Below are 22,319 nucleotides of genomic sequence, written 5' to 3'. Positions count from 1 at the left end.
TCGTGCCATCTTCTGGTGTTAGGCTGAGCCACCGCATCTACGGAGGCCCAGATGAACAGCGCATGTACCACGTACTACCTCGATATGACGTCGGCAAATGAACTCCGGCCCAAGCCGCTGCCTGCCGAACTTCAGATCATCGAGTGCGAAGTGCCCCAGCCCGAACTCAACCGTTTCCTGTACCAGCTGGTGGGGCAGCAATGGGGATGGAGTGATCTGGATACATGGGCCATCGCGGACTGGCAGACGCTAGTCGAACAACCGGACCATCGAACATGGGTTGCCTATTACAAAGGCGCCATCGCCGGCTATTACGAGCTGCATCAAGCGGACGATTTCAGCGTGGAGATTCGCTACTTTGGCCTGGCGCCGCAATTTCTGGGCAGAGGCTTCGGCGGGCCACTGTTGAGTCATGCAATCGAAAGCGCCTGGGCCTGGCCTGAGACCCAGCGCATATGGGTACATACCTGCACCCTGGATCATCCGGCAGCACTGGCAAACTACCAGGCGCGCGGCTTTCGCATTTTCAAGCAAGAGACGACGCTGCTTGATTGAGCCAAGCTCGACGGCTGGCCACTCTGTGCGCGTGAGCAGAACGGGCCGCTACAGAATCGGGCCACGCCGTACCGCCACCCAGCTTGAACGGAGCGCCACAGATTGACCGAGTCTTTCCAAGGAAGCTGCCTGTGCGGCGCGGTTCGATACGAAACGCTCACACCGCCGAAGGCACTCAGCCACTGTCATTGTGTTCAGTGCAGGAAAAGCCATGGAGCGGCATTCGCCAGTTATGCGAGCGTGCCCCGCGCCGACCTTCGCATTTGCACGGGCATGGAGCACATCATCGCCTTTCGGTCATCCGAATCGGTAGTACGCCAATTCTGCACTCGCTGCGGTGCTTCGCTGTTCTGGGCGAAAGAACATGGCGAGTATTCCGATTGGATTTCGATTGCGCTGGGCACCTTGGACACGGCCTTTGTATCGCCGAAGCAAAAGCACATCCATCTGCAATCCAAAGCCCCGTGGCACAGGCTCGACGACTGCAGCCAGGGCTTCGCAGAGAACGCGTGATGACCGAAGAAGAGTCGCTGCTGGCGGCCATCCATGAAGAGGTAAAGCTGCACGCTTATCAAGCCTCCTGGCCTCGGGCGTACGACCTGGAGCGTGACCGACTCCTGTCTCTCTTTCCTGACACCTTCCAAGAGATCCAGCACATTGGCAGTACCGCGGTCCCCGGCCTCAGTGCCAAGCCCATCATCGACATGCTTGCTGGCGTTCAATCCATCGCAACGGCCGAACGGCTTGCGCTACCGCTGTGCCAATCCGGCTACACCACGTCTTCCGAGTTCAACGACTCTCTATCAGATCGAAAGTGGTTCATGCGCTGGGCAGACGGGCACCGGACCCATCATCTTCATCTTGTCGTCCATGACAGTTGTGTCTGGCATGAACGACTTAGATTTCGCGACGCCCTAAGGGCCAGTCCAGCGCTCGCCGCCAGGTATGCCGCACTGAAAAAGGCGCTAGCGGCAGCGCACCCCAAAGACCGGGACGCCTATACGGATGCTAAAACGGACTTTATTCGCACCGTCTTGCTCGAGGCTTGATGAAATACCGGAACATGACTAGCCCGCGTGGCCGGCAGGCAGGGCCGAACATATGAGTCTCCAGGCACGCACACTACTCCCGTATAGAAATTAACGAGCCTTTGAATGAATAAAGTAGCCCTCTTGGCCTTACTGGTACTTGGAACGTCGGCCGTAGGGCACGCAGCACCGATAATCGCGAAGTCGCCGTCCGATTTGGTCCCCGCCGGGTATGTGGTCGCAGAGACAATCGAAGGCGACCTGAACAAAGACGGCAAAACGGATTACGTATTGCTCATCAAAGGAACGGATAGCGCGAACTTTATTGATCATGAGTACCGCGGCACACTGGACCGTAACCGCCGGGGCATCGTCATTGTCTTCGACAATAACGGCACATACGAACCAGCCCTGAAAAACCTCGATTGCTTTTCCTCCGAGAACGAAGACGGCGGTGTCTATTTTGCGCCAGAGCTGAGCATCAACATAAACAAAGGCAATCTGTTTATTAATTACGGCCATGGCCGATATGGCTATTGGTCTTACACCTTTCGCTATCAGAATTCCGATTTCGAATTGATCGGTTACGACGACAGTCAAAATCGCGGACCACTTATTGAACGGACAACCAGCATAAATCTACTGACCAGAAAGATGCTGACTAGAGAGAACATCAATCAGGATGCCGAAGGCGGCGACGAGAAATTCAAGGAAACCTGGACTAGGTTTACGGCTCAAGCACCGATCAAGCTGAAAGACGTTACCGACTTCGACTATATACATATGGACAGCGTGATCGGGCCGTCAAAATAAGTACGTCAAGCCAACATGAAGCCGCTCCTGAGGATCTATTGACAGCTGGCGTAACGCATCCTTACGCCGGCCTAACCAACGGGTAGCCCATGAAAGCCGAAACCATTTCTCCAGCGAATATGTTTGAACTGATCGACTCGTATAGCCATGTTGCCAACATTCGGCCTTTTCATCGCGTTCGCTCAGCCTGACGGCAATCACAGCCTATAACCGGGAAACATAATGAGAAAAATACTAGTCAGCTCATGCCTCGCCGGAGAAAACGTAAGGTACAACGGCGGCTGCCTGAGCATTGCCGACGAGAACAGGGACTGGCTGGATAGCCATTTCGAAATCGTCCGCTATTGTCCTGAAGTCGCGTCAGGCCTGCCCACACCGAGAGCCCCAGCTGAAATTGTGCAAGGTACGGGAAAAGACGTCCTGGATCAGGGTTCGCTGGTTATTGGAAATGACGGAATTGATGTCACTGACTACTTTTTGAACGGAGCCAAGCTGACACTCCAGTTCTGCCAGAAGCATGGAATAGAGTATGCAATTCTGGCTGAGTCGAGCCCTTCGTGCGGCAGCTCGACAATCTACGACGGCACATTCACAGGCACAAAGATCCCAGGCCGCGGAGTTACCACAGAACTTTTGGAACGCAATGGAATTCAGGTTTTCAGCCAGCACTCTATCGCGCTGCTAAAGACACGGATTGAACAGAGCGAACAAGAAGGAAATGCAAGGTAGTCGGCGGCGCTTCTGTTATTGAATATGGCACGAAGCACCCGACGGAACCGTTGATGCTGGCCTTCGCGTAGCCAATTTGCTACGCGGGGTCGGTGCTCGACTTTGGTTGCGGCGGAGTCTTCGACGTTGGCAGCCTGGGGTAACGGCCATGGCGCTCGTGCAGGATGGCAGCGTCTTCTCGTTGAGCGAGCATCAGTGGGCTCCTTTGCTCGTCACAACAGCGTCGACTGCCGGGCTGGCCGCTCCCTCGCGACGTGGCAAACGACCATTGAGCAGAGCGTGCGCCGCCAAACCGATCAACAACCCCCAGAACGCGCCCCCGATCCCCAGCAAGGTGATGTTCGCGGCGCACGCCAGAAAAGTGATCAGCGAGGCTTCGCGGGATTTGACGTCAGCCATGGCGCTGGCCAGGCTCGCGCCGATAGTACCGAGCAGGGCCAACCCGGCCAGCGTGGTAATGAAGGCGGCCGGGAGCGCCATAAACACGGCGGCGAGAGTCACCCCGAAAACCCCGACAAGGATGTAGAACACGCCTGCGGCAACCCCGGCGATCCAACGCTTGGACGGATCCTCCGAAGCTTCCTTACCGGTGCAGATGGCTGCCGTGATGGCGGCGACGTTGAACGCGTGAGAACCGAAGGGTGCCATCAGCAGTGAGCCCAGCCCCGTGACAGTCAGGATAGGGTTGGCGCTGGTGCTGAAACCATCGTTGCGCAGCACCAGCATGCCCGGCATGTACTGGCCGGTGAGGGTAATCAGGAACAGCGGCAGCGCCACGCTGAGCAACGCATTGAGCGAAAACTCGGGCCGAGTGAATAACGGTGCCGCAAATTGCAGCGACAGCCCCGAAAGATCCACACGCCCCTGCGTCAGCAGAAACCCCAGCCCCAGCATCAGAATGCCCACCACCGCGTAGCGCGCCGTGAAGCGTTTGAGCACCACATAAGCTGCAATCAGCACGCCGACCAATACGGGATCAAGGCTCATGCCAGCAAACGCGCCGATTCCGAACTGCAGCAGAATGCCGGCCAGCAGCGCCGCAGCCACGCCCGGCGGGATCAGGCGGATAACCTTCTCAAAGCAGCCGGACACACCCAGCAGCACGAAGGCAGCAGCCGAAATGACGTACGCACCGACCGCCTCGGCGTAAGGCGTGGTGGACAGCGCGACCACCAGAAAGGCGGCAGCGGGTGTCGACCAAGCGGTAATGATCGGCTCACGGTTCATCCAACTGAGTAACAGCCCGGTAATCCCCACACCAATCGACACCGACCACACCCACGACGCCGTCAGTTCCGGGCTGAGCCCGGCGACCTTGGCGGCCTGAAAGACCAGGATGAACGTGCCGCCATAGTTGACGATGACTGAAACCAATCCGGCGACAATCGGATGCAGAAGGTCGCGTAGACGAAGGGGCGACGCGGAAGCTGACGAGGACATGGTGCTTTGCTCCTTGCAAAACGAGGTGATTGGCTTGCGTAACAGGTGTTTTATAACGCCTAAGTGGCAGGCCCTACCCGTACGCTTAAAGCCGAAACACCAGACCACTTATCGCGACTAGCGGTTTCTCAAGCGTCCAAGCGCTGACCGAAACGTGCCGTTTGAGCGCGTACAGCCTGGCCTGTTCGCACACGCAAAAACGAGACGGCGCTTGCACGCGGTCGCGGTAAACCTGAATAACCCTTGTTCCAAATTGCTCGCAGCGTGGGTGCTCGCTCGCCTGGCGCAAATGCTGTGGCGAGGGGCGAAGTCCATGAATAGACTGGCCTGCCTTCAAGCGCTTCTTTATTGAGATCAGGCAGACCGCATGGCAAAAGCATTCGAGCTGGAAACCCTGAAAATGCGTCTTAACGATGCTGAGTTTCAGCTGCTGGATCTACACCAGCGGATTCAGCGCGCGCTGCGTGCTCTGATCCTCGAAGGCGCCCTCGACCCAGGCCTGAAACTTCCCGCGACCCGGGTCCTCGCCAAGTCACTCGGGGTTGCCAGAGACACTGTGGAAAATGCCTACGTACAACTGCATCGGGATGGCTTTATCGTCAGGCGCGAGGGCTCTGGCAGTTATGTCTGTGAAACCGTAGGTACCGAATTACGCGGCGCAGCCCGGCGGCGCATCAAGGCGCAAGAAGTCAAAAGCAGCCAGGCGTTGCCGGGAACGGGGTTGAGCCAGCGAGGGCGGATGATTTTCGACAGTGCCGGTGTGAACGACCAACAGGTGATCAAGGCGTTTGCCACCGGCCTGCCCGAAACCCGCACCTTTCCGACCGATGTCTGGACACGCCTGCAACGTCAGGTGATGAAAGACCATCGCGCCAACGTGCTGTTGCATGGCGATCCGCAAGGCGCCGAGCCGCTGCGCAAGGCCATCGCTACCTACTTGAACCTCGAGCGCGGAGCCAAATGCTCTCCCGACCAAATTTTGGTACTGAGCAGCACTCGCCAGGCCCTCTTTCTATGCGCGCAATTGCTGGTCGACGCCGGCAAGCCGATCTTGTTGGAAAACCCGGGCTACTACGGCGCCAAGAAAGCCTTTGAAACCGCCGAGGCCAAGGTTCTGCCTATCGATGTAGACGAAATGGGGATACGCACCGACCTGCTGCAGGCCGACCGTAGCGGCGCCAACTGTGTCTATGTCACGCCTTCGCACCAATACCCCACTGGCGCTACTTTGCCGCTGGAGCGGCGTCTCGAGTTGATCAACTGGGCAGCGGAAAAAGGCAAGTGGGTCATCGAAGACGACTACGACAGTGAGTTTCACTACGACGGGCAGCCAACCGCGTGCGTACAGGGCCTGGACAAATACCAGCGCACGCTCTACGTCGGCACCTTCAGCAAGACCCTCTATCCCGGTTTGCGAATGGGCTACATGGTACTGCCCCACGAACTGGTCAAAGCCTTCACCTACGCGCGCAGCATGATCGACGGCCACACGCCACAAGTCCTGCAACTGACCCTGGCCCGCTTCATGGAGGATGGCCACTACAACGCCCATGTCCGGGCCATGCGCAAGCTGTACGCCGCGCGCCGTTCGACCATGCTCGACGCGATCGGCGAGCATCTGAACGGTGTTGTTACGGCGTTGCGCCCTCCTGGTGGACTACAGATTCCGTGCGTGCTGCACGACGGATGGCTCGAGAACGACACCATCCAGCAGGCGGCTAGCGTGGGTATCCAGCTCTCTGGATTGAGTCGCCTGTACGCCGGTGAGCAGAAGAAACAAGGCTGGCTATTGGGTTACGCGTCATTGACCGCTTTTGAAATCGAAACGGCCATGTTGCGCCTGGCCAATGCGTTGAAGCCCCGCTAGGCGAGCTGCAGAGAGCTAGCGGCTCAAGGCGTAGCTCAGCAGCAGGCGTCGTGCCTAAGTACGCATCGCGCGCAGCAAAGCCAAAAAAATTTCGGGCCGCCAACGGTCACCCTACGCCCCATAAAAGTGCAAATGACGCAGCTCCAGCCTGGATCATAATCGCCCGGGCAGCCCCTATGCTCCCTGGCGTGAGCACCAATTGTGCTCATCTGCCGCCTCGCAATGAGGCACACGCCCCCGCTGCCGAAACGGCATCACGCTGCTCGATATTCTGTTCTTCTGCGCACAGCCATGACGGTCAGATACTGCGCTCGCCGATGCCATTCCGCCTCGGCGAAGCAGGACTGTCACATGAGCGATGCACTTTCCGCCCGCCATCTCGAAGCCGCCGCGCTGCCGCTGATGGATATCGCCGGGCTGTTTTCCACCGAGCTTGCCGAGCGCACAGCCGTAGCCGAACGCATCGGTGCAGCCTGCCGCGAGGTGGGTTTCTTCTGTATTGCCAATCATGGCGTCGACCCGGTGCTGCAGCAGGCGGTGTTCGAACAGGCGCGGGCTTTCTTCGCCCAGCCCGAAGCAGGCAAGCGTGCGCTGGACAAGGTTTTCTCGAGGGCCAATCGCGGCTACGAGCCGTTGCGCGGGCAAGTGCTGGAAGCCGGTGCGCCGGCCGATCTCAAGGAGGGCTTCTACATCGGCGAGGAGCTGGCCGAGGACGACCCGCGCGTGCTGGCCGGGCGCTTCAACCACGGTGCCAACCAATGGCCAGCCGAGCTCGCGGACTTTCGCCCGACCATGGAGCGCTATCGCGATGCGATGAATGCCCTCGCGGCACGGCTGATGGGTGCGATCGCGCTGTCGCTGCAACTGCCGGAGGAACATTTCGCCAGCTTCTGCCGCGACTCCATGAGCACCCTGCGCCTGCTGCACTATCCGCCGCAACCGGCCAACGCCGCGCCCGGTGAGAAGGGCTGTGGCGCGCATACCGATTTCGGCGGGCTGACGCTGCTTCTTCAGGACGAGAACCCCGGCCTGCAGGTCTGGGATCGCCACAGCGGCGGCTGGATTCACGCGGCGCCCGTGCCCGGCACCTATGTGGTCAACCTGGGCGACATGATCGCTCGCTGGACCAACGATCAATACCGCTCGACGCTGCATCGGGTGGTCAACATTTCCGGGCGCGAGCGCTACAGCGTGCCGTTCTTCTTCAGCGGCAACCCGGACCATCTGGTCGAGTGCCTGCCGACTTGCCTCGCGGCGGGTGAAGCCCCTCGCTATCCCGCCGTGACGGTGGAAGAACACCACCGCGAGATGTACCGGAGGACCTATGGCTGACATCGTCCTCATCCACGGTGCCTGGGCCGGTAGCTGGGTCTGGGATTCGCTGCAGGATGGCCTGCGCGATGCCGGACACAGACCCCACGCGGTCGATCTGCCAGGCAACGGCCACAACGACACACCACTCACCGCGGCCTCGCTGCAGCGCTATGTCGAGCACGTCGGCGCACTGATCGAGACACTGCCCGGCCCGATTCAGCTGGTGGCGCATTCCGGCGGCGGCGTTACCGCTACTGCCGTGGCCGAACGTTATGCCGAGCGCATCGCCGGGGTCGCCTATGTCGCCGGGATGATGCTGCCCAGCGGCATGGGCTTCGGCGAACTCTGTGCCGAACTGAGTCGCGACTATCCCGAAGTCAGCGGCATCGGCCCTTATCTCGAAGCCGTGTCCGGTGGCAGCCGCGTGCCCAGCGATGCCGCCTGCGCGGTGTTCTATCACGATGCACCGGCACAGGCCGCCATCGCTGCCGCGCGCCGCCTTACGGTGCAGCCCGATGGCGGCCGCGACATCGCCGCGTACTGGAGCGCCGAGCGTTTCGGTCGCCTGCCGCGGCTGTACATCGAAGCCGCACAGGACCGCTCCGTGCTGCCACGGGTACAACAGCGCATGCAGCAGTTGGTGCCTGGCGCCGAGCGGGTGGTGCTCGATTGCGGCCATGCGCCGCAACTGGCCATGCCCGACGCGCTGCTCGCCGCGCTGGTGGATTTCTTCGCTCGCCATCCTCATCAGGTGCACTGACCCGTTTATTGCATCGCGCTTATCACGCCGAACCTTCAAGGAGCTTCACCATGTTCAAGAAAACCCTGCTCGCCAGCGCCCTGCTGGCGCTGTTCAGCCAAACAGCCCTGGCCGCCGACAAGGTGCGCTGGCTCAACGACTGGCTGCCGGCCGGCGACAAGGCGGCGATCTACCTAGGTGTCGAACAGGGCCTGTTCGCCGCAGAAGGCATCGAAGTGGAAATCGCCAGTGCCCGCGGCGGCAGCGACGTGGTGACCAAGCTGGCCACCAACAGCGCGGACTTCGGTTCGGCCGGGCTGGCCTCGCTGCTGCAAGCCAAAGCCCAGGGCGAGGTGCCGGTGGTGGCGGTCGCCCCGATCTACAACAAGCAGCCAGACGCCTTCTTCACCACCGAAGGCTCGGGCATCAACAGCTTCAAGGACATCGTCGGCAAGACGGTCGCCACGCCGACCTTCTCCGCCTCCAACGTGGTCTGGCCGCTGCTGCTGGAGCGCAACGGCATCGACCCGGCCAGCGTCAAGCTGCTCAAGCTAGATCCCGGCGCACTGGCGCCGATGCTCGCCACCGGCAAGGTCGACGCCACCATCAACTGGCTGACCGTCGCGCCCGGCTTCGTCCGTGCCCTCGGCGAAGCGGACAAGACGCTGAAAACCATCCCCTGGTCGGAATACGGTTTCGAAGGCTACGGCCTGTCGCTGGTCGCTTCGCAGCGCTTCGTGCAGCGCAACCCCGAGGTGGCGAAGAAGTTCGTCAAGGCCTACCAGCAGGCGCAGAAGAACGCCATTGCCGACCCGGCTGCCGCGGCCGCCGCACTGAAGAAGATGGTTGCCGAGGTCGACGAGCAGCAGGCCGAAGAACAGTTCGCCGCCTCGGTCCCGCTGATGCAGAACGACATCAGCGACGCCGAAGGCCCGGGCTTTGACGCCAAGCGCCTGGCCACGACCTGGGAATGGGTCGCCAAGGCGCAGGGCATGGCTGTCGACAGCCTCGACCCGGCCAGCGCCATCGACACCAGCCTGAGCGAGTGACGCCATGAACGCCGCCGCCCTGCCCGCCATGCCGCGCCCCAACATAAGCTTCGACCGGGTCAGCCAGGTCTTCACCTCCTCCGATGGCAGCGAGGTGGTGGCGCTGGACAACGCCAGTTTCGATATCGGCCGCCACGAGTTCATCGCCGTGCTCGGCCCCTCGGGCTGCGGCAAGTCCACGTTGCTGCGCATCCTCGCCGGGCTGGTGCAGCCGACCCACGGCCAGGTCAGCATTTACGGCAGCCCGGTGGACGGCCCGCGTGACGAGATCGGTATCGTGTTTCAGCGACCGACCTTGCTGCCCTGGCTGAACATTCGCGACAACCTGACCTTCCCCATGCGCCATAAGTACGGTCGCGTCACCGCGCAGGAAATCACCCGCGGCGAAGAGTTGCTGGAACTGGTGGGGCTCAAGGACTTCGGCAACAAGCGCCCGGACGAACTCTCCGGCGGCATGCAGCAGCGCGCGGCAATTGCCCGCGCGCTGCTGCACGACCCGGAAATCCTGCTGATGGACGAACCCTTTTCGGCCCTCGACGCGCTGACCCGCGACGAGTTGAGCCTGGAGCTGCTCAACATCTGGACCCAGCGCCCGAAGACGGTGCTGTTCATCACCCACTCGATTCCCGAAGCACTGCTGCTGGCCGACCGCATCCTGGTGATGTCGGCGCGCCCCGGCCGCGTGCAGGAAATCATCGATGTCGACCTGCCGCGCCCGCGGTCCATGGAAACCCTCACGGAGCCCCGTTTCAATGAGCTCGCCAACCATATCCGCCGCAAAGTCTTCTCGCGCCATGCCGCCCATTAAGCCCAAGGCGCTGCGTCTGAGGACCCAGGCCGACCGCTTCGCGCCCTGGCTCGCTCTGCTCGTTCTGTTGCTGGTCTGGGAAGCGGCCTGCCGCTTACTCAAGCTGCCGAGCTTCGTGTTGCCCTCACCCAGCGCCATCTTCGCGGCGACGCAGAAGGTCGGTCTTGGCACCTGGGCCGAGCATATTTTCGCCACCCTGCGGGTGACGCTGATGGGTTACGGCCTGTCGATTCTGATCGGCATCCCGCTGGCCATCGCCCTGGCCTCTTCGCGAGTGATGTCGCGCACGCTGTATCCGCTACTGGTGATCGTGCAGTCCACGCCCATCGTTGCGGTAGCACCGATCATCGTGGTGGTGATGGGCGCTGGCGATCTGCCACGGGTGTTCATCACCTTCCTCATCGCTTTCTTCCCCATCGTGGTGTCCTGCGTGACTGGCTTGCTGGCGACACCGGAGGAGCTGGTGGAGCTGTCGCGCTCGCTTGGCGCTTCCAAAGCCCGTGAGTACCGCAACATCCGTCTGCCCTATGCGATTCCGCACCTGTTCTCGGCGCTGCGCATTTCCATCACCCTGGCAGTGATCGGCGCGGTGGTGGCCGAGTTTGTCGCTGCTGAAAAAGGCCTGGGCTACTTCATCAACTTTTCCACCTCGATGTTTCAGGTGCCTCAGGCCTTCGCAGCGCTGATGATGCTCGTGGTAATCAGCCTGGTGCTGTTCCACCTGATCGGGCTGCTGCAGAAGGTCTTCTTTCCCTGGAGCCTGCCCAAGGGTGGACATTGATATAGCGGTGACGCCGGACCTTGGCCGCGAAGGCCCTCCTTCGCGGCCAAAACCAGGCGCCCCGGCCACTCGTCCGCAATCAGAACCACCAAGAGTCGTGGGATCGGACTTGTCCGCGATAGCCGCCGCACCTGCCCGCCCCATTCGCGGCCAAGGCCGCTCCACAGAATCGGCGCCACAGCCTGACCAAGTCACATTGAACCTGGAAACCACCATGCCCCTAGACGATCTCGCTCTGCTGCGCAAAAGCTTCGACGTCGCCCGCCGCGCGCTGGAAAACGGCACCCATCCGTTCGGCGCCATCCTGGTCGGGCCGGACGGTGAAGTGCTGCTGGAACAGGGCAACGCCTACATGCCCGACCACGACATGACCGGCCACGCCGAGCGTGTACTGATGACCCGCGCCTCGACCCGCTACACACCGGAATTTCTCTCGCGCTGCACCATGTACACCTCCGCCGAGCCCTGCGCCATGTGCGCCGGCGCTGCTTACTGGGTTGGCCTGGGTCGCGTGGTCTACGGCCTTTCCGAGCGCAGCCTGAAAGACATCACCGGCAACCATCCGGAGAACCCGACACTGGACCTGCCTTGCCGCATCGTTTTCGAAGCCGGCCAGCGCAAGGTCGAAGTCGTCGGCCCGCTGTTGGAAGATGAAGCCGCCGCGCTGCACGAAGGCATCTGGTAGGCCCTGCCAGAATCAGGCAAGCGCCCGGCAGGATCGCCATAACGGCGGCACCGTCCTGCGTCGCAGTATTCGAACCACGGCGTCATCGACGTCGTTCGAATCAACCTGCGGAGGACAGCCCCATGTCGAACATCAACGGAAAAATCGTACTCATCACCGGCGCCAGCAGTGGCATCGGCGAAGCCACGGCGCGCCTGCTGGCGGCCCAGGGCGCAACGGTAGTGCTGGGCGCACGACGCCTTGAACGGCTGGAAAAGCTGGTCGCCGAGATCGACGAAAGCGGTGTTATCGCCGCCTGCCGTGCGCTGGACGTCACCAGCCGCGAGGACACCCAGGCCTTCGTCGACTTCGCCGAACGGCGCTTCGGCCGCGTTGATGTGATCGTCAACAACGCCGGAGTGATGCCGCTGTCCCCGCTCGACGCGCTGAAGGTCGACGAGTGGTACCGGATGATCGACGTGAACATCCGCGGCGTGCTGCACGGCATCGCTGCCGGTCTGCCACTGATGCAGCGCCAGCGCTCGGGGCAATTCGTCAACATCGCCTCCATTGGCGCCTACGCGGTGAGCCCGACCGCAGCGGTGTACTGCGCCACCAAGTACGCAGTGCGCGCCATTTCCGAAGGCCTGCGCCAGGAGGTCGGTGGCGATATCCGCGTGACTCTGGTTTCGCCCGGCGTCACCGAATCGGAGCTGGCCGAGAGCATCTCCGACGACACCGCGCGCGCAACCATGAACGACTTCCGCCGTATTGCCATTCCGGCCGAAGCCATCGCCCGCGCCATTGCCTATGCCATCGACCAGCCGGCCGATGTCGATGTCAGCGAGCTGGTGGTGCGCCCTACCGCCAGCCCCTATTGAGGACGCCGCCATGACCCTTCGAACCAGCAATACCCTGGCCGCGGCCTGCGTGGCCGTGCTCGGCTCGCTGACCTTCGCCTCGCTGGATGCCGTCGGCAACGAGCGGCACGAACGTGGCATCGAGGTGATGGATCACCTGTCCGGCGGTGCCGGGCAACCGGTGCTCGAAGCGCTGCGCGAGGACTATCCCTTTCTCGCCGATGGCATCACCCAGTACGCATTGGGTGATGTCTGGGGACGCAGCGAGCTGGATGATCGCACCCGTCAGCTGGCCGTAATCGCCGCCTTCGCCGCCCAAGGCAATCTGCAGTACATGAAGGTCCACGCCGGCTACGCGTTGCGCCTGGGCGTCACCCGTGAGGAGCTGAAGGAGGTGGTGTACCTGACGACCGTGACCGCCGGCTTCCCGCGCGCCATCGACGCCGCCCAGGCATTGCGCGAGGTGCCGGACCCGGTCGCGCGCTGAGTCAAGCGGTGCTGCGCAGCCGCGCAATATCCTTCACCGGCGAGGCGCCGAACAGCCGGCTGTACTCGCGGCTGAATTGCGAGGGGCTTTCGTAGCCAACCCGGTAGCCGGCGCTGGAGACGTCGAGCCCCTCGGCGATCAGCAGCCGCCGGGCCTCCTGCAGACGTAACTGCTTCTGGTACTGCAGCGGGCTCATGGCCGTCAGCGCCTTGAAGCGGTGATGCAGCGTCGAGCTGCTGAGGTTGACCCGCTGTGCCAGTTCGTCGATGCGCAGCGGTTCGACGTAGTTGCGGTTCAGCCATTCGATGGCGCGGGTGACGCGATGGCCCTGGCTGTCGCGTACCGCGATATCGTGCAGATGGCGGCCCTGGCGACCGCAAAGCAGACGGTAGAAGATCTCGCGCATGGCCAGCGGCGCCAGCACGGGAATGTCCTGCGGGCTGGCGAGTAGTCGCACCAGACGCAAGGTGGCGTCGAGCAGCGGCGCATCGATGCGGTCCAGGTAGACCCCGCGCGCCGGCCCTTCGACGGGCTGGCCCAACGGCCCGCCCTCGGCCACCAGCGTGGCGACCATTGCCGGATCGATGTCCAGGCGGATGCACAGGTAAGGCTCACCAGACGAAGCTTCCAGCACACGGCCAGCCACCGGCACAGTGACCGACACCACCAGATAATGCAGCGCATCGTAGGTGTAGAGCTCGTCGGCCAGGCGTACCTCCTTGCTGCCCTGCACAATGATGCACAGCGCCGGTTTGTGCAGCCCGTGCACCAGCTCGCTGGGGGCACTGCAGCGGATCAGGTAAAGGTCATCAATAGCGGTGGGATGCATGCCGTCGTCGCTGACGATGCCATCGATGAATCGCGCCAGGGCGGCGCGCTGGGCAATCGTTTCCTCGGCGGAATGAAGGTCCATCTGGTTCATTGCAGGAAACCACGGGAGCGGGAAAGGTGTTCAGCTTAGCAGGCCGGCCGGCCCACGGTCGTCACGCCCCATGGCGGTGCAGCGGCTCGTCAGCGTTACCGAGTGCAGCACCAAAGCGATGCACCGGCTAACATCGTCGCATGGCCATTGGGTGGCGCAGCTCCCATGGCCACGTCGCACTTCATTTCCTGACTGCCTGGCCAGCTTTTTGCTACACCCTGGTCATGAAAACCCCAGCGGACGCCTCCATGCCCGAATCCCAGACCGCGCGCCTTCAGCTCTGCGGCATTACCAAACAGTACCCAGGCTGCCTGGCCAACGACCGTATCGACCTGTCGATCCAGCCGGGCGAGATCCACGCCCTGCTCGGCGAGAACGGCGCCGGCAAGAGCACCCTGATGAAGATCATCTACGGCGTGACCCAGCCGGACGCCGGCGAAATCCACTGGCAGGGCGAACGGGTGACCATGCGCGATCCGGCCCAGGCCCGCGAACGCGGCATCGGCATGGTGTTCCAGCACTTCTCGCTGTTCGAGACGCTCTCTGTGGCGGAGAACATCGCCCTGGCGCTGGGCGCCAAGGCCGGTACGCCAAAGCAGCTGGAGCCGAAGATCCGCGAGGTCTCGCAGCGCTACGGCATGCCGCTGGAGCCACAACGGCTGGTGCACAGCCTGTCCATCGGCGAGCGCCAGCGGGTGGAGATCATCCGTTGCCTGATGCAGGACATCCGCCTGCTGATTCTCGACGAACCGACCTCGGTGCTTACCCCGCAGGAGGCCGACGAGCTGTTCGTCACCCTGCGCCGGCTGGCAGCCGAGGGCTGCAGCATCCTGTTCATCAGCCACAAGCTCAATGAAGTGCGCGCGCTGTGCCAGAGCGCCACGGTGCTGCGCGGCGGCCGGGTGTCCGGCGAGTGTGTGCCGGCAGAATGTTCGGACCTCGAACTGGCACGGCTGATGGTCGGCGATGCCGAGGGGCTGGAAGCCGAGTACCCGAAGAGCGAGGGCCGTGCGCCGTTCCTGCGTGTCGAGCGACTGTCCTGGCACAACGCCGACCCGTTCGGCGTTTCCCTCGAAGAAGTGGATCTGGAAGTACGCGCCGGCGAGATCGTCGGCATCGCCGGGGTCGCCGGCAACGGCCAGGACGAACTGCTCGCCCTGCTCAGCGGCGAACAGCGCCTGCCCGCTGCGCAGGCCATGCGTATCCGTTTTCTCGGTGACGATGTCGCCCATCTGCGCCCCGATGCCCGCCGCCGCCATGGCATGGCCTTCGTGCCGGCCGAACGCCTCGGTCACGGCGCGGTGCCGAGCATGAGCCTGGCCGACAACGGCCTGCTCACCGCCTATCAGCAGACCGGCATGGTCGAGCAGGGCATGATCCGCCGGGCCAAGGTCCGTGCTTTCGCCGAGCAGGTCATCCAGCGTTTCGCGGTAAAGACGCCCGATGCACAAACCCCGGCGGCAAGCCTGTCCGGCGGCAACCTGCAGAAATTCATCCTCGGTCGCGAGATCCTGCAGCAGCCGAAGCTGTTGATCGCCGCGCACCCGACCTGGGGCGTGGACGTCGGCGCGGCGGCGGCCATCCATCGTGCGCTGATCGAACTGCGCGATGCCGGTGCGGCGATCTTGGTGATCTCCGAAGACCTCGAAGAGCTGTTCCAGATCAGCGACCGCATCGCCGCCCTGAGCGACGGCCGCCTTTCGCCACAGCGCGCCACCGCCAGCACCTGCCCGGTCGAAGTCGGCCGCTGGATGGCCGGCCAGTTCGATACCAGCGACACCCCCGTTTCCACCTCTGCCGCCTGACGAGAATCCATCATGCTGTTATCCCTGCAACCCCGCGGCGAAGCCTCACGGGCCATGCTCTGGTTCTCGCCATTGCTGGCCGCGCTGCTGACGTTGCTGAGCGGCGCCCTGCTGTTCGCCCTGCTCGGCCATCCACCGCTGGAAACCCTCAAGGTGCTGCTGATCGACCCGCTCGGCGACCTCTACGGCGTCTCCGAACTGCTGGTCAAGGCGCTGCCGATCCTGCTTTGCGCCCTGGGCCTGGCGGTGGTCTACAACGCGCGTATCTGGAACATCGGTGCCGAAGGCCAGCTGCTCATCGGCGCCCTGGCTGGCAGTGCGCTGGCAGTCAACATCATCGACTGGGATTCGCGCTGGGCATTGGCGCTGACCCTGCTGGCGGGCACCCTCGGCGGCGCCGCCTGGGCCGGGCTCTGCGCCTGGTTGAAAACGGCCTTCAATGCCAACGAAATCCTCACCAGCATCATGCTCAACTACATCGCACTGAACCTGTTGCTGTTCGCCGTGCACGGTCCGTTGAAGGACCCGGAAGGCTTCAACTTCCCCGAGTCGGCGATGTTCGGTGATGCCAGCCGGCTGCCCGAGCTGATCGACGGTCTGCGTGTGCACGGCGGCTTCTATTTCGCCCTGCTGGCGCTGGTGGTGGTCTGGGTACTGCTGCAGAAAAGCTTTCTCGGCTTCCAGATCAAGGTGCTCGGCCTGGACAAGCGCGCCGCCGGCTTAGTTGGTTTTCGCGACAAGAAACTGGTGTGGATCGCCCTGCTGATCAGCGGCGGCCTGGCCGGGCTGGCCGGCGTCGCCGAAGTCACCGGACCTATTGGCCAGCTGGTGCCGCAAGTGTCGCCTGGCTATGGCTACGCGGCGATCACCGTGGCCTTTCTCGGTCGCCTCAACCCCATCGGCATCGTCTTCGCCAGCCTGCTGATGGCGCTGCTCTACCTCGGCGGCGAGAACGCGCAGATGGCGGCCAACCTGCCGCAGTCCATCACCCAGCTGTTCCAGGGCATGGTGCTGTTCTTCCTGCTCGCCTGCGACGTGCTGATCCTTTATCGGCCGCGGCTGAAGCTGTGGGCGCGCAAGCCCGCCCCGCTCAGCGCCCAAGAGGAGCCGGCCACATGATCGCGCTCGCCCCGTTGCTCACCCCTTCACCCGCTGCTCGCTTGAAGTTCGAGGCCTGACCGATGGACATGGATCTGCTGACCAATATCTTCTACGCCATGATCCGCACCGGCACGCCGCTGCTGCTGGTCGCCCTCGGCGAGCTGGTATGCGAAAAGAGCGGCGTACTCAACCTCGGCCAGGAAGGCATGATGCTGTTCGGCGCGGTGATCGGCTTCATCGTCGCCTTCGCCAGCGGCAACCTCTGGCTAGGCGTGCTGTTCGCCTGCCTGGCCGGCGTACTGCTCTCGCTGCTGTTCGCCATGGTGGCGCTGGGCTTCAACGCCAATCAGGTAGCCACCGGTCTGGCGCTGACCATCTTCGGCGTCGGCCTGTCGTCCTTCGTCGGCGCCAGCTGGGTCGGCAAGCCGCTGGCCGGCTTCGAACCCATCGCCATTCCGCTGCTCAGCGAGATCCCGCTGATCGGCCGCATGCTGTTCGCCCAGGACCTGCTGGTCTATCTGTCCTTCGGGCTGTTCGCGCTGGTCGCCTGGGTGCTGCTTAAAAGCCGCATCGGCCTGATCATCCAGGCCGTCGGCGAGAACCCCAACGCCGCCAGCGCCATGGGCCTGCCGGTGCTGCGCGTAAGGACGCTAGCGGTGATGTTTGGTGGTGCCATGGCCGGCCTCGCCGGTGGTTACATGTCGCTGGCGTACACGCCGATGTGGGCGGAAAACATGACCGCCGGGCGCGGTTGGATCGCCCTGGCGCTGGTGGTCTTCGCCAGCTGGCGGGTCTCCCGCGTGTTGCTTGGCGCCTATCTGTTCGGCCTGGCCAGCATCCTCCACCTGGTGGCCCAAGGGCTAGGCCTGGCGATCCCCGGCAACCTGCTGGCGATGCTGCCGTATGTGGCGACCATTCTGGTGCTGGTGCTGTTGTCACGGGATGCGATCCGCACGCGGTTGTACGCGCCGGTGTCGCTGGGACAGCCTTGGCAGCCGGGGCATTGATTTTGTCGGACCGGTTGGCTACACGGAACCAGGCCGGTTAGCGAGTTGCTTGAGAGCTTGGTTTCGCCCTGCTGGGCGACTCACTTTATTCAAGCGTTTGCCGAGTGCTGTATCTGGTAGCGCGTGCTGCGCCCGCCGCCAGGCAACCGGGCAAGGCAGCCCTTGTCGACAAGATCGCTCAGATGGCGCGTGGCGGTGGCTTTCGAGACCTTGGCCACAGCCTGGTATTGCGCGGCGCTGATGCCGTTCTCGAAACCTCTCTCGCCACCATCGAGCAGGCGGTTAAGCACTTTGATCTGCTCGGCAGACAGGGTTTGGCTGCGGTGAGCCTGCCAGAAGCGTGCCTTGACCAGCACGCGGTCGATGCGCGCAAGGGCCTGCTCCAGGCTCTTGAACAGCGTGGCAAGGAACCATTGCAACCAGGCGGTGATATCCAGCGTGCCTCTCTGGCTGGCTTCGAGAATGCGATAATAGCCGGCGCGGTCATCGAGGATGCTCGCCGACATGGCGTAAAAGCGGATGGCCTGCTGTTCTCCCTGCGCAAGGGCCAAGTCGGTGATGGCGCGCGTAAGGCGGCCGTTGCCGTCGTCGAAGGGGTGCAGGGTGACGAACCAGAAGTGCGCAATGCCGGCTCGTAGAAATGGGTCGAGGCCTGCATCGCTGCGGCTGCTCTCGAACCAGGCAAGGAAGTCGTCCAGTTGTTCTTCCAGCCCGGCGCGGGGTGGCGCTTCGAAATGCACGGTAGGGCGGTCGAGTCTCCCGGAAACTACCTGCATGGGCTCTTCGCCGCGCAGCATGCCAATGCGTAACGGGCGGGCCAGCAGGTGGTCATCACTGGGGAACAGCCAGCCATGCCAGGTGAACAGCCGCTGCAGATCGAGCGGCTGCTGATACGCGCGGGTGGCATCGAGCAGCAGTTCCGCCAGGCCTTCGGAACGCGAGGTGATGCGGCCTTCTTCGCTCAGCCCCAGGCGCCGCGCCAGTGACGAACGCACGGAGCCGGCATCCAGCTGCTCACCCTCGATGGCTGATGAGGTGACGATGTTCTGCAGCATGGCATCCAGGTTGCTCTGCACCTCTGTATCACTGCCAACGGCACCGAGCATCCCGAGTAGGCGACCCTGAGCCTGACTGCAGGTACGCAGCAGCGGGGCAAGTGCGTCTGCCTGCCAATTGAAGTGCGGCCAGTTGGGCTGCTGCCAGACCCAGAGCGGGTCATTCATGAGGGCTGGCTCCTCTGTGAGCCGATTAATGAGCTTATTCGGCTCATTTGGTGAGCCGATAATGCCGACTAATCGGCTCACTGTCTAACCTTTAAGCGAGGGGCTATCGGGCTTGAACTCGCCTGCGCAGTGCGGTTGATCCGCCTTGGCAGGCGGCTGCCGCTTCATTCAGAGACTCAAGCCCAATATCAATCCAACGTGTACTCAAACGTACTCACCACCCGCAGCCGTTTCCCCACGGTCCGCCCACTATCCATATCGCTGCCATCGTCATCGATCACCCGAATCACGCCCTGATTGGCATTCTTCAGCCGCCCAAGCGTAGCGCCGGCATCATCGGCAAAACGAGTCGCCTGCTCACGGGCATTGCTGGTGGCCGCTTCCAACAGTTGAGGCTTCAGTTCGTTGAAGCCGCGCAGCTGGTAGCGCGGCCCGGCGAAGCCGTTCATCTCGGTATCCAGCTGCACGCCAGCCATGATCAGCGGATCGATGGCATTGGCCGCCGTGCCCACCGCATCGACGCGCTCGGACTTGACCACGACCTGGCCTTGGCCGTTGAAACGCAGTGCCACATCACGCGAGGCCCATTCGCGCGCCAGCAGATCCTGCACCTGCAACGGCCGCACTTCGATTTCCTCATCGGTGAAGCCCTGCTCACGCAGGAACGCCAGCACCCGTTGCCGATCCTCGCTCAAACCTTGCTGCACCTCGGCAAACTGATTGCCGCCGCGACGAAAACCCAGCGTCCATACCGCGAAGTCGCTTTTGACGTCCATCTCAGCCAGGCCCTTGACCGTCACCGTGCGGTCGGCCATGCGAAAACGCTCCACCCCCTGCCCTACCGACCAGCCGGCAAACGCCACCGCGGCGGCGATCAACACCGCTGGCAGAAATCCAATTCGAGCTGTAACCACGCGCTTCTCCCTGTAGGAATTGACCGAATGCGCATGCTACTCCAGCCATGGGCGAACGCCAGTGACCAGGCGCTCAGCCGCGACCCAGCCGCTGCAACGCCTCCAGCCGGAAGGCGATGTGCTGCTCGAGCTCACTCAGTTCGCATTCCAGCCGCTCGCGCTGATGGGTATCGGTGCAGGCATTCAGCCGTTCACGTAACGCGGCACGCTGCGCCAGCAATTCCACTTCCCGTGGCGGCACCCCGGCGCTCTTCAGCACCGAGAACGGCAAGCGCAAGCCTGGCGGCGTCTGTAGCCAGCCGTTGTCCACTACCAACGGTTCGCCTTTTTCCTGCACGCCGCGCTGCCATCTGGCGATATCGCGGGCGATGCGTTGTTCGATGTCCTGATCGCTCACGACTCGGCCCTCTTTTAGCTGCCCGATCATGAAAACCCAGCTGTGTAATTTTGTCTGCTGCAGGCCGACGCCAGGTCACTGGCACGTCCGTTGCGTTGCGTCTGTATGATTGCGCCCCGCTCGAAACGAACTTTTTGCCGCGGCTTCCATTCTTTTGCTTAGCGCCACCGCTACCGATCCGAGGAATCATCCATTGCCCAGTCTCAATCTGCAGATTCTTATCGCGGCCTGCCTGGGCGTCGCCATCGGCTGGCTGACCGGCACGCTGCCGACCGATGCGCCCGTTCGTGAAGGCGTGCTCTATGCCAGCACCCTGGCCGGCAGCATCTTCATCGGCCTGCTGAAGATGGTGCTGATTCCGCTGATCTTCACCTCCATCGTGGTCGGCGTGGCCAACCTGCAGGCACATCGGCAGGTGCATCGGGTCTGGGGTGGTGCGCTGGCTTACTTCACCCTCACCACCGGCGCCGCGATGCTGGTGGCGCTGGTCGCAGCGAATATCTTCAAGCCCGGCGCTGGGCTGTCGCTGGACCTGTTCGCCGATGCGATGAACGACTTCGAGGCACGCCAGCTGACGTTGCCGGAGTTCTTCCTGCACTTTTTCGCCAACCTGTTCCAGAATCCCTTCGCCGCGCTGGCCAACGGCAGCATCCTCGCCGTCGTGGTGTTTGCCATGTTCATCGGCGTGGCGCTGGTGGCCGGCGGCGAGCGCTACCGCAATATCCTCGTGGTGCTGCAGGAATTCCTCGAACTGATGATGCGCATCATCAGCTGGATCATGCGCCTGGCGCCGCTGGGCATCCTCGCGCTACTGATCAAGCTGGTGGCCGAGCAGGACGTAGCACTGCTCAGCGCCGTCGGTGGTTTCATCGCGCTGGTGTTCGCCACCACGCTGTTCCACGGCATCGTGGTGCTGCCAGGCATTCTCTTCCTCACGACCGGCAAGTCGCCGCTGTGGTTTTTCCGTGGAACCCGCGAGGCGCTGATCACGGCGTTTGCCACCAGCTCCAGTGCGGCGACATTGCCGATCTCCCTGCGTTGCGCGGAGGACAACCTCAAGGTGCGCCCGGGCATCGCCGGCTTCGTGCTGCCGCTGGGCGCGACCATGAACATGGACGGCACCGCGCTCTACGAAGCCGCGGCTGCGCTGTTCGTCGCCAATCTGATGGGTATCGAACTGAGCCTGGCGCAGCAGGCGGTGGTGTTCTTCACCGCGATGATCGCCTCGACTGGCGCGCCGGGGATTCCCAGTGCGGGCATGGTGACCATGGTGATGGTGCTGCAGGCGGTCGGCCTGCCGGCTGAAGCGGTGGCGATCCTGCTGCCGATCGACCGCTTGCTGGACACAGTGCGCACGGCGGTCAACGTCGAGGGCGACATCATCGGCAGTGTGGTGGTGCAGCGTTTCGCCGATCGCGCCTAGCGCAGGACCCCGCGCAACATCAGGTCGACGACTCCTTGCGGGTCTTGGCGATCAGTTCCGGGTCGATGCCCCAGCATTCGTCCAGATACCAGTCCTCACCGAACATTTCCGCCGGATGCTGAGTGCGGCCCGCGCCGTTGCCACAGGCCATCGAAGTGGCCGGGCAATAGCGGTCGCAGCCCCAGCACACACGTTCGGGGTGGGAAGGTTCGAGGGGAAATTTCTTGGCCATTGCGGGTGCCTTTTTGGGCGTTGTTGCAGTGGCCACAGGCTAAGCCTCCTCGCCGTCGCCAGACTTGATCATGCTCAAGAACGACCGGTATCGGCGCACAACAACTGTATGCACATACAGATAAAGATTGCCTGAAGCGCCTTTTGTGCACATGCTTCGCG

General features: G+C 62.8%; 24 protein-coding genes. 18 read left to right on the top strand and 6 right to left on the bottom strand.

All coding sequences use genetic code 11. From position 1 onward, the window contains the following. Positions 1 to 51: 51 nt before the first annotated feature. The 5 genes from SM130_RS06445 (at position 52) to SM130_RS06425 (ending at position 3,125) form a co-directional block, all read left to right on the top strand. Complete coding sequence (locus tag SM130_RS06445; RefSeq protein WP_102823308.1) at positions 52 to 555, top strand: GNAT family N-acetyltransferase; 504 nt, start codon at positions 52 to 54, stop codon at positions 553 to 555. 102 nt (positions 556 to 657) lie between these two features. Further along, positions 658 to 1,068, top strand: a complete 411-nt coding sequence (locus SM130_RS06440) for a GFA family protein (protein WP_102823307.1) — start codon at positions 658 to 660, stop codon at positions 1,066 to 1,068. Next, positions 1,068 to 1,604 carry a GrpB family protein gene (locus SM130_RS06435; protein ID WP_102823306.1) on the top strand — a complete coding sequence of 179 codons (537 nt, stop codon included), beginning with the start codon at positions 1,068 to 1,070 and terminating at the stop codon, positions 1,602 to 1,604. Before SM130_RS06440 ends, SM130_RS06435 begins: the two co-directional genes overlap by 1 nt. Positions 1,605 to 1,709: 105 nt before the next feature. Beyond that, entirely contained in the window at positions 1,710 to 2,396 is a 687-nt protein-coding gene (locus SM130_RS06430) for a hypothetical protein (protein ID WP_102823305.1), read from the top strand. 222 nt (positions 2,397 to 2,618) lie between these two features. Next, positions 2,619 to 3,125 (top strand): DUF523 domain-containing protein, encoded by a 507-nt coding sequence (locus tag SM130_RS06425; protein WP_102823304.1) that lies wholly within the window; start codon positions 2,619 to 2,621, stop codon positions 3,123 to 3,125. Between the two features lie 192 nt (positions 3,126 to 3,317). Here SM130_RS06425 and SM130_RS06420 read toward each other — a convergent pair whose 3' ends face one another. Further along, a complete protein-coding gene (locus tag SM130_RS06420; RefSeq protein WP_102823303.1) occupies positions 3,318 to 4,565 on the bottom strand; it encodes a benzoate/H(+) symporter BenE family transporter in 1,248 nt (415 codons plus the stop codon). Between the two features lie 367 nt (positions 4,566 to 4,932). Between SM130_RS06420 and SM130_RS06415 the strand changes: the two genes are divergently transcribed. The 9 genes from SM130_RS06415 (at position 4,933) to SM130_RS06375 (ending at position 13,134) form a co-directional block, all read left to right on the top strand. Further along, positions 4,933 to 6,432 carry a PLP-dependent aminotransferase family protein gene (locus SM130_RS06415; RefSeq protein WP_102823302.1) on the top strand — a complete coding sequence of 500 codons (1,500 nt, stop codon included), beginning with the start codon at positions 4,933 to 4,935 and terminating at the stop codon, positions 6,430 to 6,432. 351 nt (positions 6,433 to 6,783) lie between these two features. Then, entirely contained in the window at positions 6,784 to 7,764 is a 981-nt protein-coding gene (locus SM130_RS06410) for an isopenicillin N synthase family dioxygenase (protein ID WP_102823301.1), read from the top strand. Further along, positions 7,757 to 8,506 carry an alpha/beta fold hydrolase gene (locus SM130_RS06405; RefSeq protein ID WP_102823300.1) on the top strand — a complete coding sequence of 250 codons (750 nt, stop codon included), beginning with the start codon at positions 7,757 to 7,759 and terminating at the stop codon, positions 8,504 to 8,506. The genes SM130_RS06410 and SM130_RS06405 overlap by 8 nt, the downstream gene beginning before the upstream one ends. A 50-nt stretch (positions 8,507 to 8,556) precedes the next feature. After that, positions 8,557 to 9,534, top strand: coding sequence for an ABC transporter substrate-binding protein (locus SM130_RS06400; protein ID WP_102823299.1), 978 nt, complete (start codon positions 8,557 to 8,559; stop codon positions 9,532 to 9,534). 4 nt (positions 9,535 to 9,538) lie between these two features. Next, positions 9,539 to 10,342, top strand: a complete 804-nt coding sequence (locus tag SM130_RS06395; protein WP_102823298.1) for an ABC transporter ATP-binding protein — start codon at positions 9,539 to 9,541, stop codon at positions 10,340 to 10,342. Then, on the top strand, positions 10,329 to 11,123 hold the full coding sequence (locus tag SM130_RS06390) for an ABC transporter permease (protein WP_102823297.1): 795 nt from the start codon (positions 10,329 to 10,331) through the stop codon (positions 11,121 to 11,123). The genes SM130_RS06395 and SM130_RS06390 overlap by 14 nt, the downstream gene beginning before the upstream one ends. Before the next feature lie 214 nt (positions 11,124 to 11,337). Then, the gene (locus SM130_RS06385) at positions 11,338 to 11,808 is read left to right on the top strand and encodes a nucleoside deaminase (protein ID WP_102823296.1); all 471 of its coding nucleotides are present in this window, start codon (positions 11,338 to 11,340) and stop codon (positions 11,806 to 11,808) included. Between the two features lie 122 nt (positions 11,809 to 11,930). Beyond that, entirely contained in the window at positions 11,931 to 12,668 is a 738-nt protein-coding gene (locus SM130_RS06380; RefSeq protein ID WP_102823295.1) for an SDR family oxidoreductase, read from the top strand. Between the two features lie 10 nt (positions 12,669 to 12,678). Further along, complete coding sequence (locus tag SM130_RS06375; protein WP_102823294.1) at positions 12,679 to 13,134, top strand: carboxymuconolactone decarboxylase family protein; 456 nt, start codon at positions 12,679 to 12,681, stop codon at positions 13,132 to 13,134. Between the two features lies 1 nt (position 13,135). Here the strand turns inward: SM130_RS06375 and SM130_RS06370 are convergent, their stop codons facing one another. Beyond that, positions 13,136 to 14,056: an AraC family transcriptional regulator gene (locus SM130_RS06370; RefSeq protein ID WP_102823293.1), complete on the bottom strand. Its 921-nt coding sequence runs from the start codon at positions 14,054 to 14,056 to the stop codon at positions 13,136 to 13,138. 248 nt (positions 14,057 to 14,304) lie between these two features. On the opposite strand from SM130_RS06370, the gene SM130_RS06365 reads away from it, so the two are divergent. The 3 genes from SM130_RS06365 to SM130_RS06355 all read left to right on the top strand — a co-directional run bounded on the left by SM130_RS06365 (position 14,305) and on the right by SM130_RS06355 (position 17,969). Next, entirely contained in the window at positions 14,305 to 15,861 is a 1,557-nt protein-coding gene (locus tag SM130_RS06365; protein WP_102823862.1) for an ABC transporter ATP-binding protein, read from the top strand. A gap of 12 nt (positions 15,862 to 15,873) precedes the next feature. After that, a complete protein-coding gene (locus SM130_RS06360; protein ID WP_102823292.1) occupies positions 15,874 to 16,980 on the top strand; it encodes an ABC transporter permease in 1,107 nt (368 codons plus the stop codon). 62 nt (positions 16,981 to 17,042) lie between these two features. After that, complete coding sequence (locus tag SM130_RS06355; RefSeq protein ID WP_102823291.1) at positions 17,043 to 17,969, top strand: ABC transporter permease; 927 nt, start codon at positions 17,043 to 17,045, stop codon at positions 17,967 to 17,969. Positions 17,970 to 18,058: 89 nt separating this feature from the next. Here the strand turns inward: SM130_RS06355 and SM130_RS06350 are convergent, their stop codons facing one another. The 3 genes from SM130_RS06350 to SM130_RS06340 form a co-directional block, all read right to left on the bottom strand. Next, positions 18,059 to 19,192, bottom strand: coding sequence for a Fic family protein (locus tag SM130_RS06350; RefSeq protein WP_102823290.1), 1,134 nt, complete (start codon positions 19,190 to 19,192; stop codon positions 18,059 to 18,061). Positions 19,193 to 19,380: 188 nt separating this feature from the next. Then, a complete protein-coding gene (locus SM130_RS06345) occupies positions 19,381 to 20,106 on the bottom strand; it encodes an SIMPL domain-containing protein (protein ID WP_102823289.1) in 726 nt (241 codons plus the stop codon). Positions 20,107 to 20,179: 73 nt separating this feature from the next. Further along, positions 20,180 to 20,503, bottom strand: coding sequence for a hypothetical protein (locus SM130_RS06340; RefSeq protein WP_102823288.1), 324 nt, complete (start codon positions 20,501 to 20,503; stop codon positions 20,180 to 20,182). 193 nt (positions 20,504 to 20,696) lie between these two features. Here SM130_RS06340 and SM130_RS06335 point away from each other — a divergent pair, with 193 nt between their 5' ends. Continuing rightward, entirely contained in the window at positions 20,697 to 21,926 is a 1,230-nt protein-coding gene (locus SM130_RS06335; protein ID WP_102823287.1) for a dicarboxylate/amino acid:cation symporter, read from the top strand. 19 nt (positions 21,927 to 21,945) lie between these two features. On the opposite strand, the gene SM130_RS06330 is transcribed toward SM130_RS06335, so the two are convergent. Continuing rightward, on the bottom strand, positions 21,946 to 22,158 hold the full coding sequence (locus SM130_RS06330; protein ID WP_003283903.1) for a DUF3079 domain-containing protein: 213 nt from the start codon (positions 22,156 to 22,158) through the stop codon (positions 21,946 to 21,948). Positions 22,159 to 22,319 lie beyond the last annotated feature (161 nt).

This window comes from Stutzerimonas stutzeri (assembly GCF_038561965.1).
Taxonomy (GTDB): domain Bacteria; phylum Pseudomonadota; class Gammaproteobacteria; order Pseudomonadales; family Pseudomonadaceae; genus Stutzerimonas; species Stutzerimonas stutzeri_AA.
The sequence above is the reverse complement of the archived record's forward strand: the minus strand, read 5'-3'. Positions and strand labels throughout refer to the sequence as shown.

Coding starts and splice junctions, on each gene's coding strand:
- SM130_RS06445 (WP_102823308.1), top strand. CDS start 52: ATGAACAGCGCATGTACCACGTACTACCTCGATATGACGTCGGCAAAT.
- SM130_RS06435 (WP_102823306.1), top strand. CDS start 1,068: ATGACCGAAGAAGAGTCGCTGCTGGCGGCCATCCATGAAGAGGTAAAG.
- SM130_RS06430 (WP_102823305.1), top strand. CDS start 1,710: ATGAATAAAGTAGCCCTCTTGGCCTTACTGGTACTTGGAACGTCGGCC.
- SM130_RS06425 (WP_102823304.1), top strand. CDS start 2,619: ATGAGAAAAATACTAGTCAGCTCATGCCTCGCCGGAGAAAACGTAAGG.
- SM130_RS06420 (WP_102823303.1), bottom strand. CDS start 4,565: ATGTCCTCGTCAGCTTCCGCGTCGCCCCTTCGTCTACGCGACCTTCTG.
- SM130_RS06415 (WP_102823302.1), top strand. CDS start 4,933: ATGGCAAAAGCATTCGAGCTGGAAACCCTGAAAATGCGTCTTAACGAT.
- SM130_RS06410 (WP_102823301.1), top strand. CDS start 6,784: ATGAGCGATGCACTTTCCGCCCGCCATCTCGAAGCCGCCGCGCTGCCG.
- SM130_RS06405 (WP_102823300.1), top strand. CDS start 7,757: ATGGCTGACATCGTCCTCATCCACGGTGCCTGGGCCGGTAGCTGGGTC.
- SM130_RS06400 (WP_102823299.1), top strand. CDS start 8,557: ATGTTCAAGAAAACCCTGCTCGCCAGCGCCCTGCTGGCGCTGTTCAGC.
- SM130_RS06395 (WP_102823298.1), top strand. CDS start 9,539: ATGAACGCCGCCGCCCTGCCCGCCATGCCGCGCCCCAACATAAGCTTC.
- SM130_RS06390 (WP_102823297.1), top strand. CDS start 10,329: ATGCCGCCCATTAAGCCCAAGGCGCTGCGTCTGAGGACCCAGGCCGAC.
- SM130_RS06385 (WP_102823296.1), top strand. CDS start 11,338: ATGCCCCTAGACGATCTCGCTCTGCTGCGCAAAAGCTTCGACGTCGCC.
- SM130_RS06380 (WP_102823295.1), top strand. CDS start 11,931: ATGTCGAACATCAACGGAAAAATCGTACTCATCACCGGCGCCAGCAGT.
- SM130_RS06375 (WP_102823294.1), top strand. CDS start 12,679: ATGACCCTTCGAACCAGCAATACCCTGGCCGCGGCCTGCGTGGCCGTG.
- SM130_RS06370 (WP_102823293.1), bottom strand. CDS start 14,056: ATGAACCAGATGGACCTTCATTCCGCCGAGGAAACGATTGCCCAGCGC.
- SM130_RS06365 (WP_102823862.1), top strand. CDS start 14,305: ATGCCCGAATCCCAGACCGCGCGCCTTCAGCTCTGCGGCATTACCAAA.
- SM130_RS06360 (WP_102823292.1), top strand. CDS start 15,874: ATGCTGTTATCCCTGCAACCCCGCGGCGAAGCCTCACGGGCCATGCTC.
- SM130_RS06355 (WP_102823291.1), top strand. CDS start 17,043: ATGGACATGGATCTGCTGACCAATATCTTCTACGCCATGATCCGCACC.
- SM130_RS06350 (WP_102823290.1), bottom strand. CDS start 19,192: ATGAATGACCCGCTCTGGGTCTGGCAGCAGCCCAACTGGCCGCACTTC.
- SM130_RS06330 (WP_003283903.1), bottom strand. CDS start 22,158: ATGGCCAAGAAATTTCCCCTCGAACCTTCCCACCCCGAACGTGTGTGC.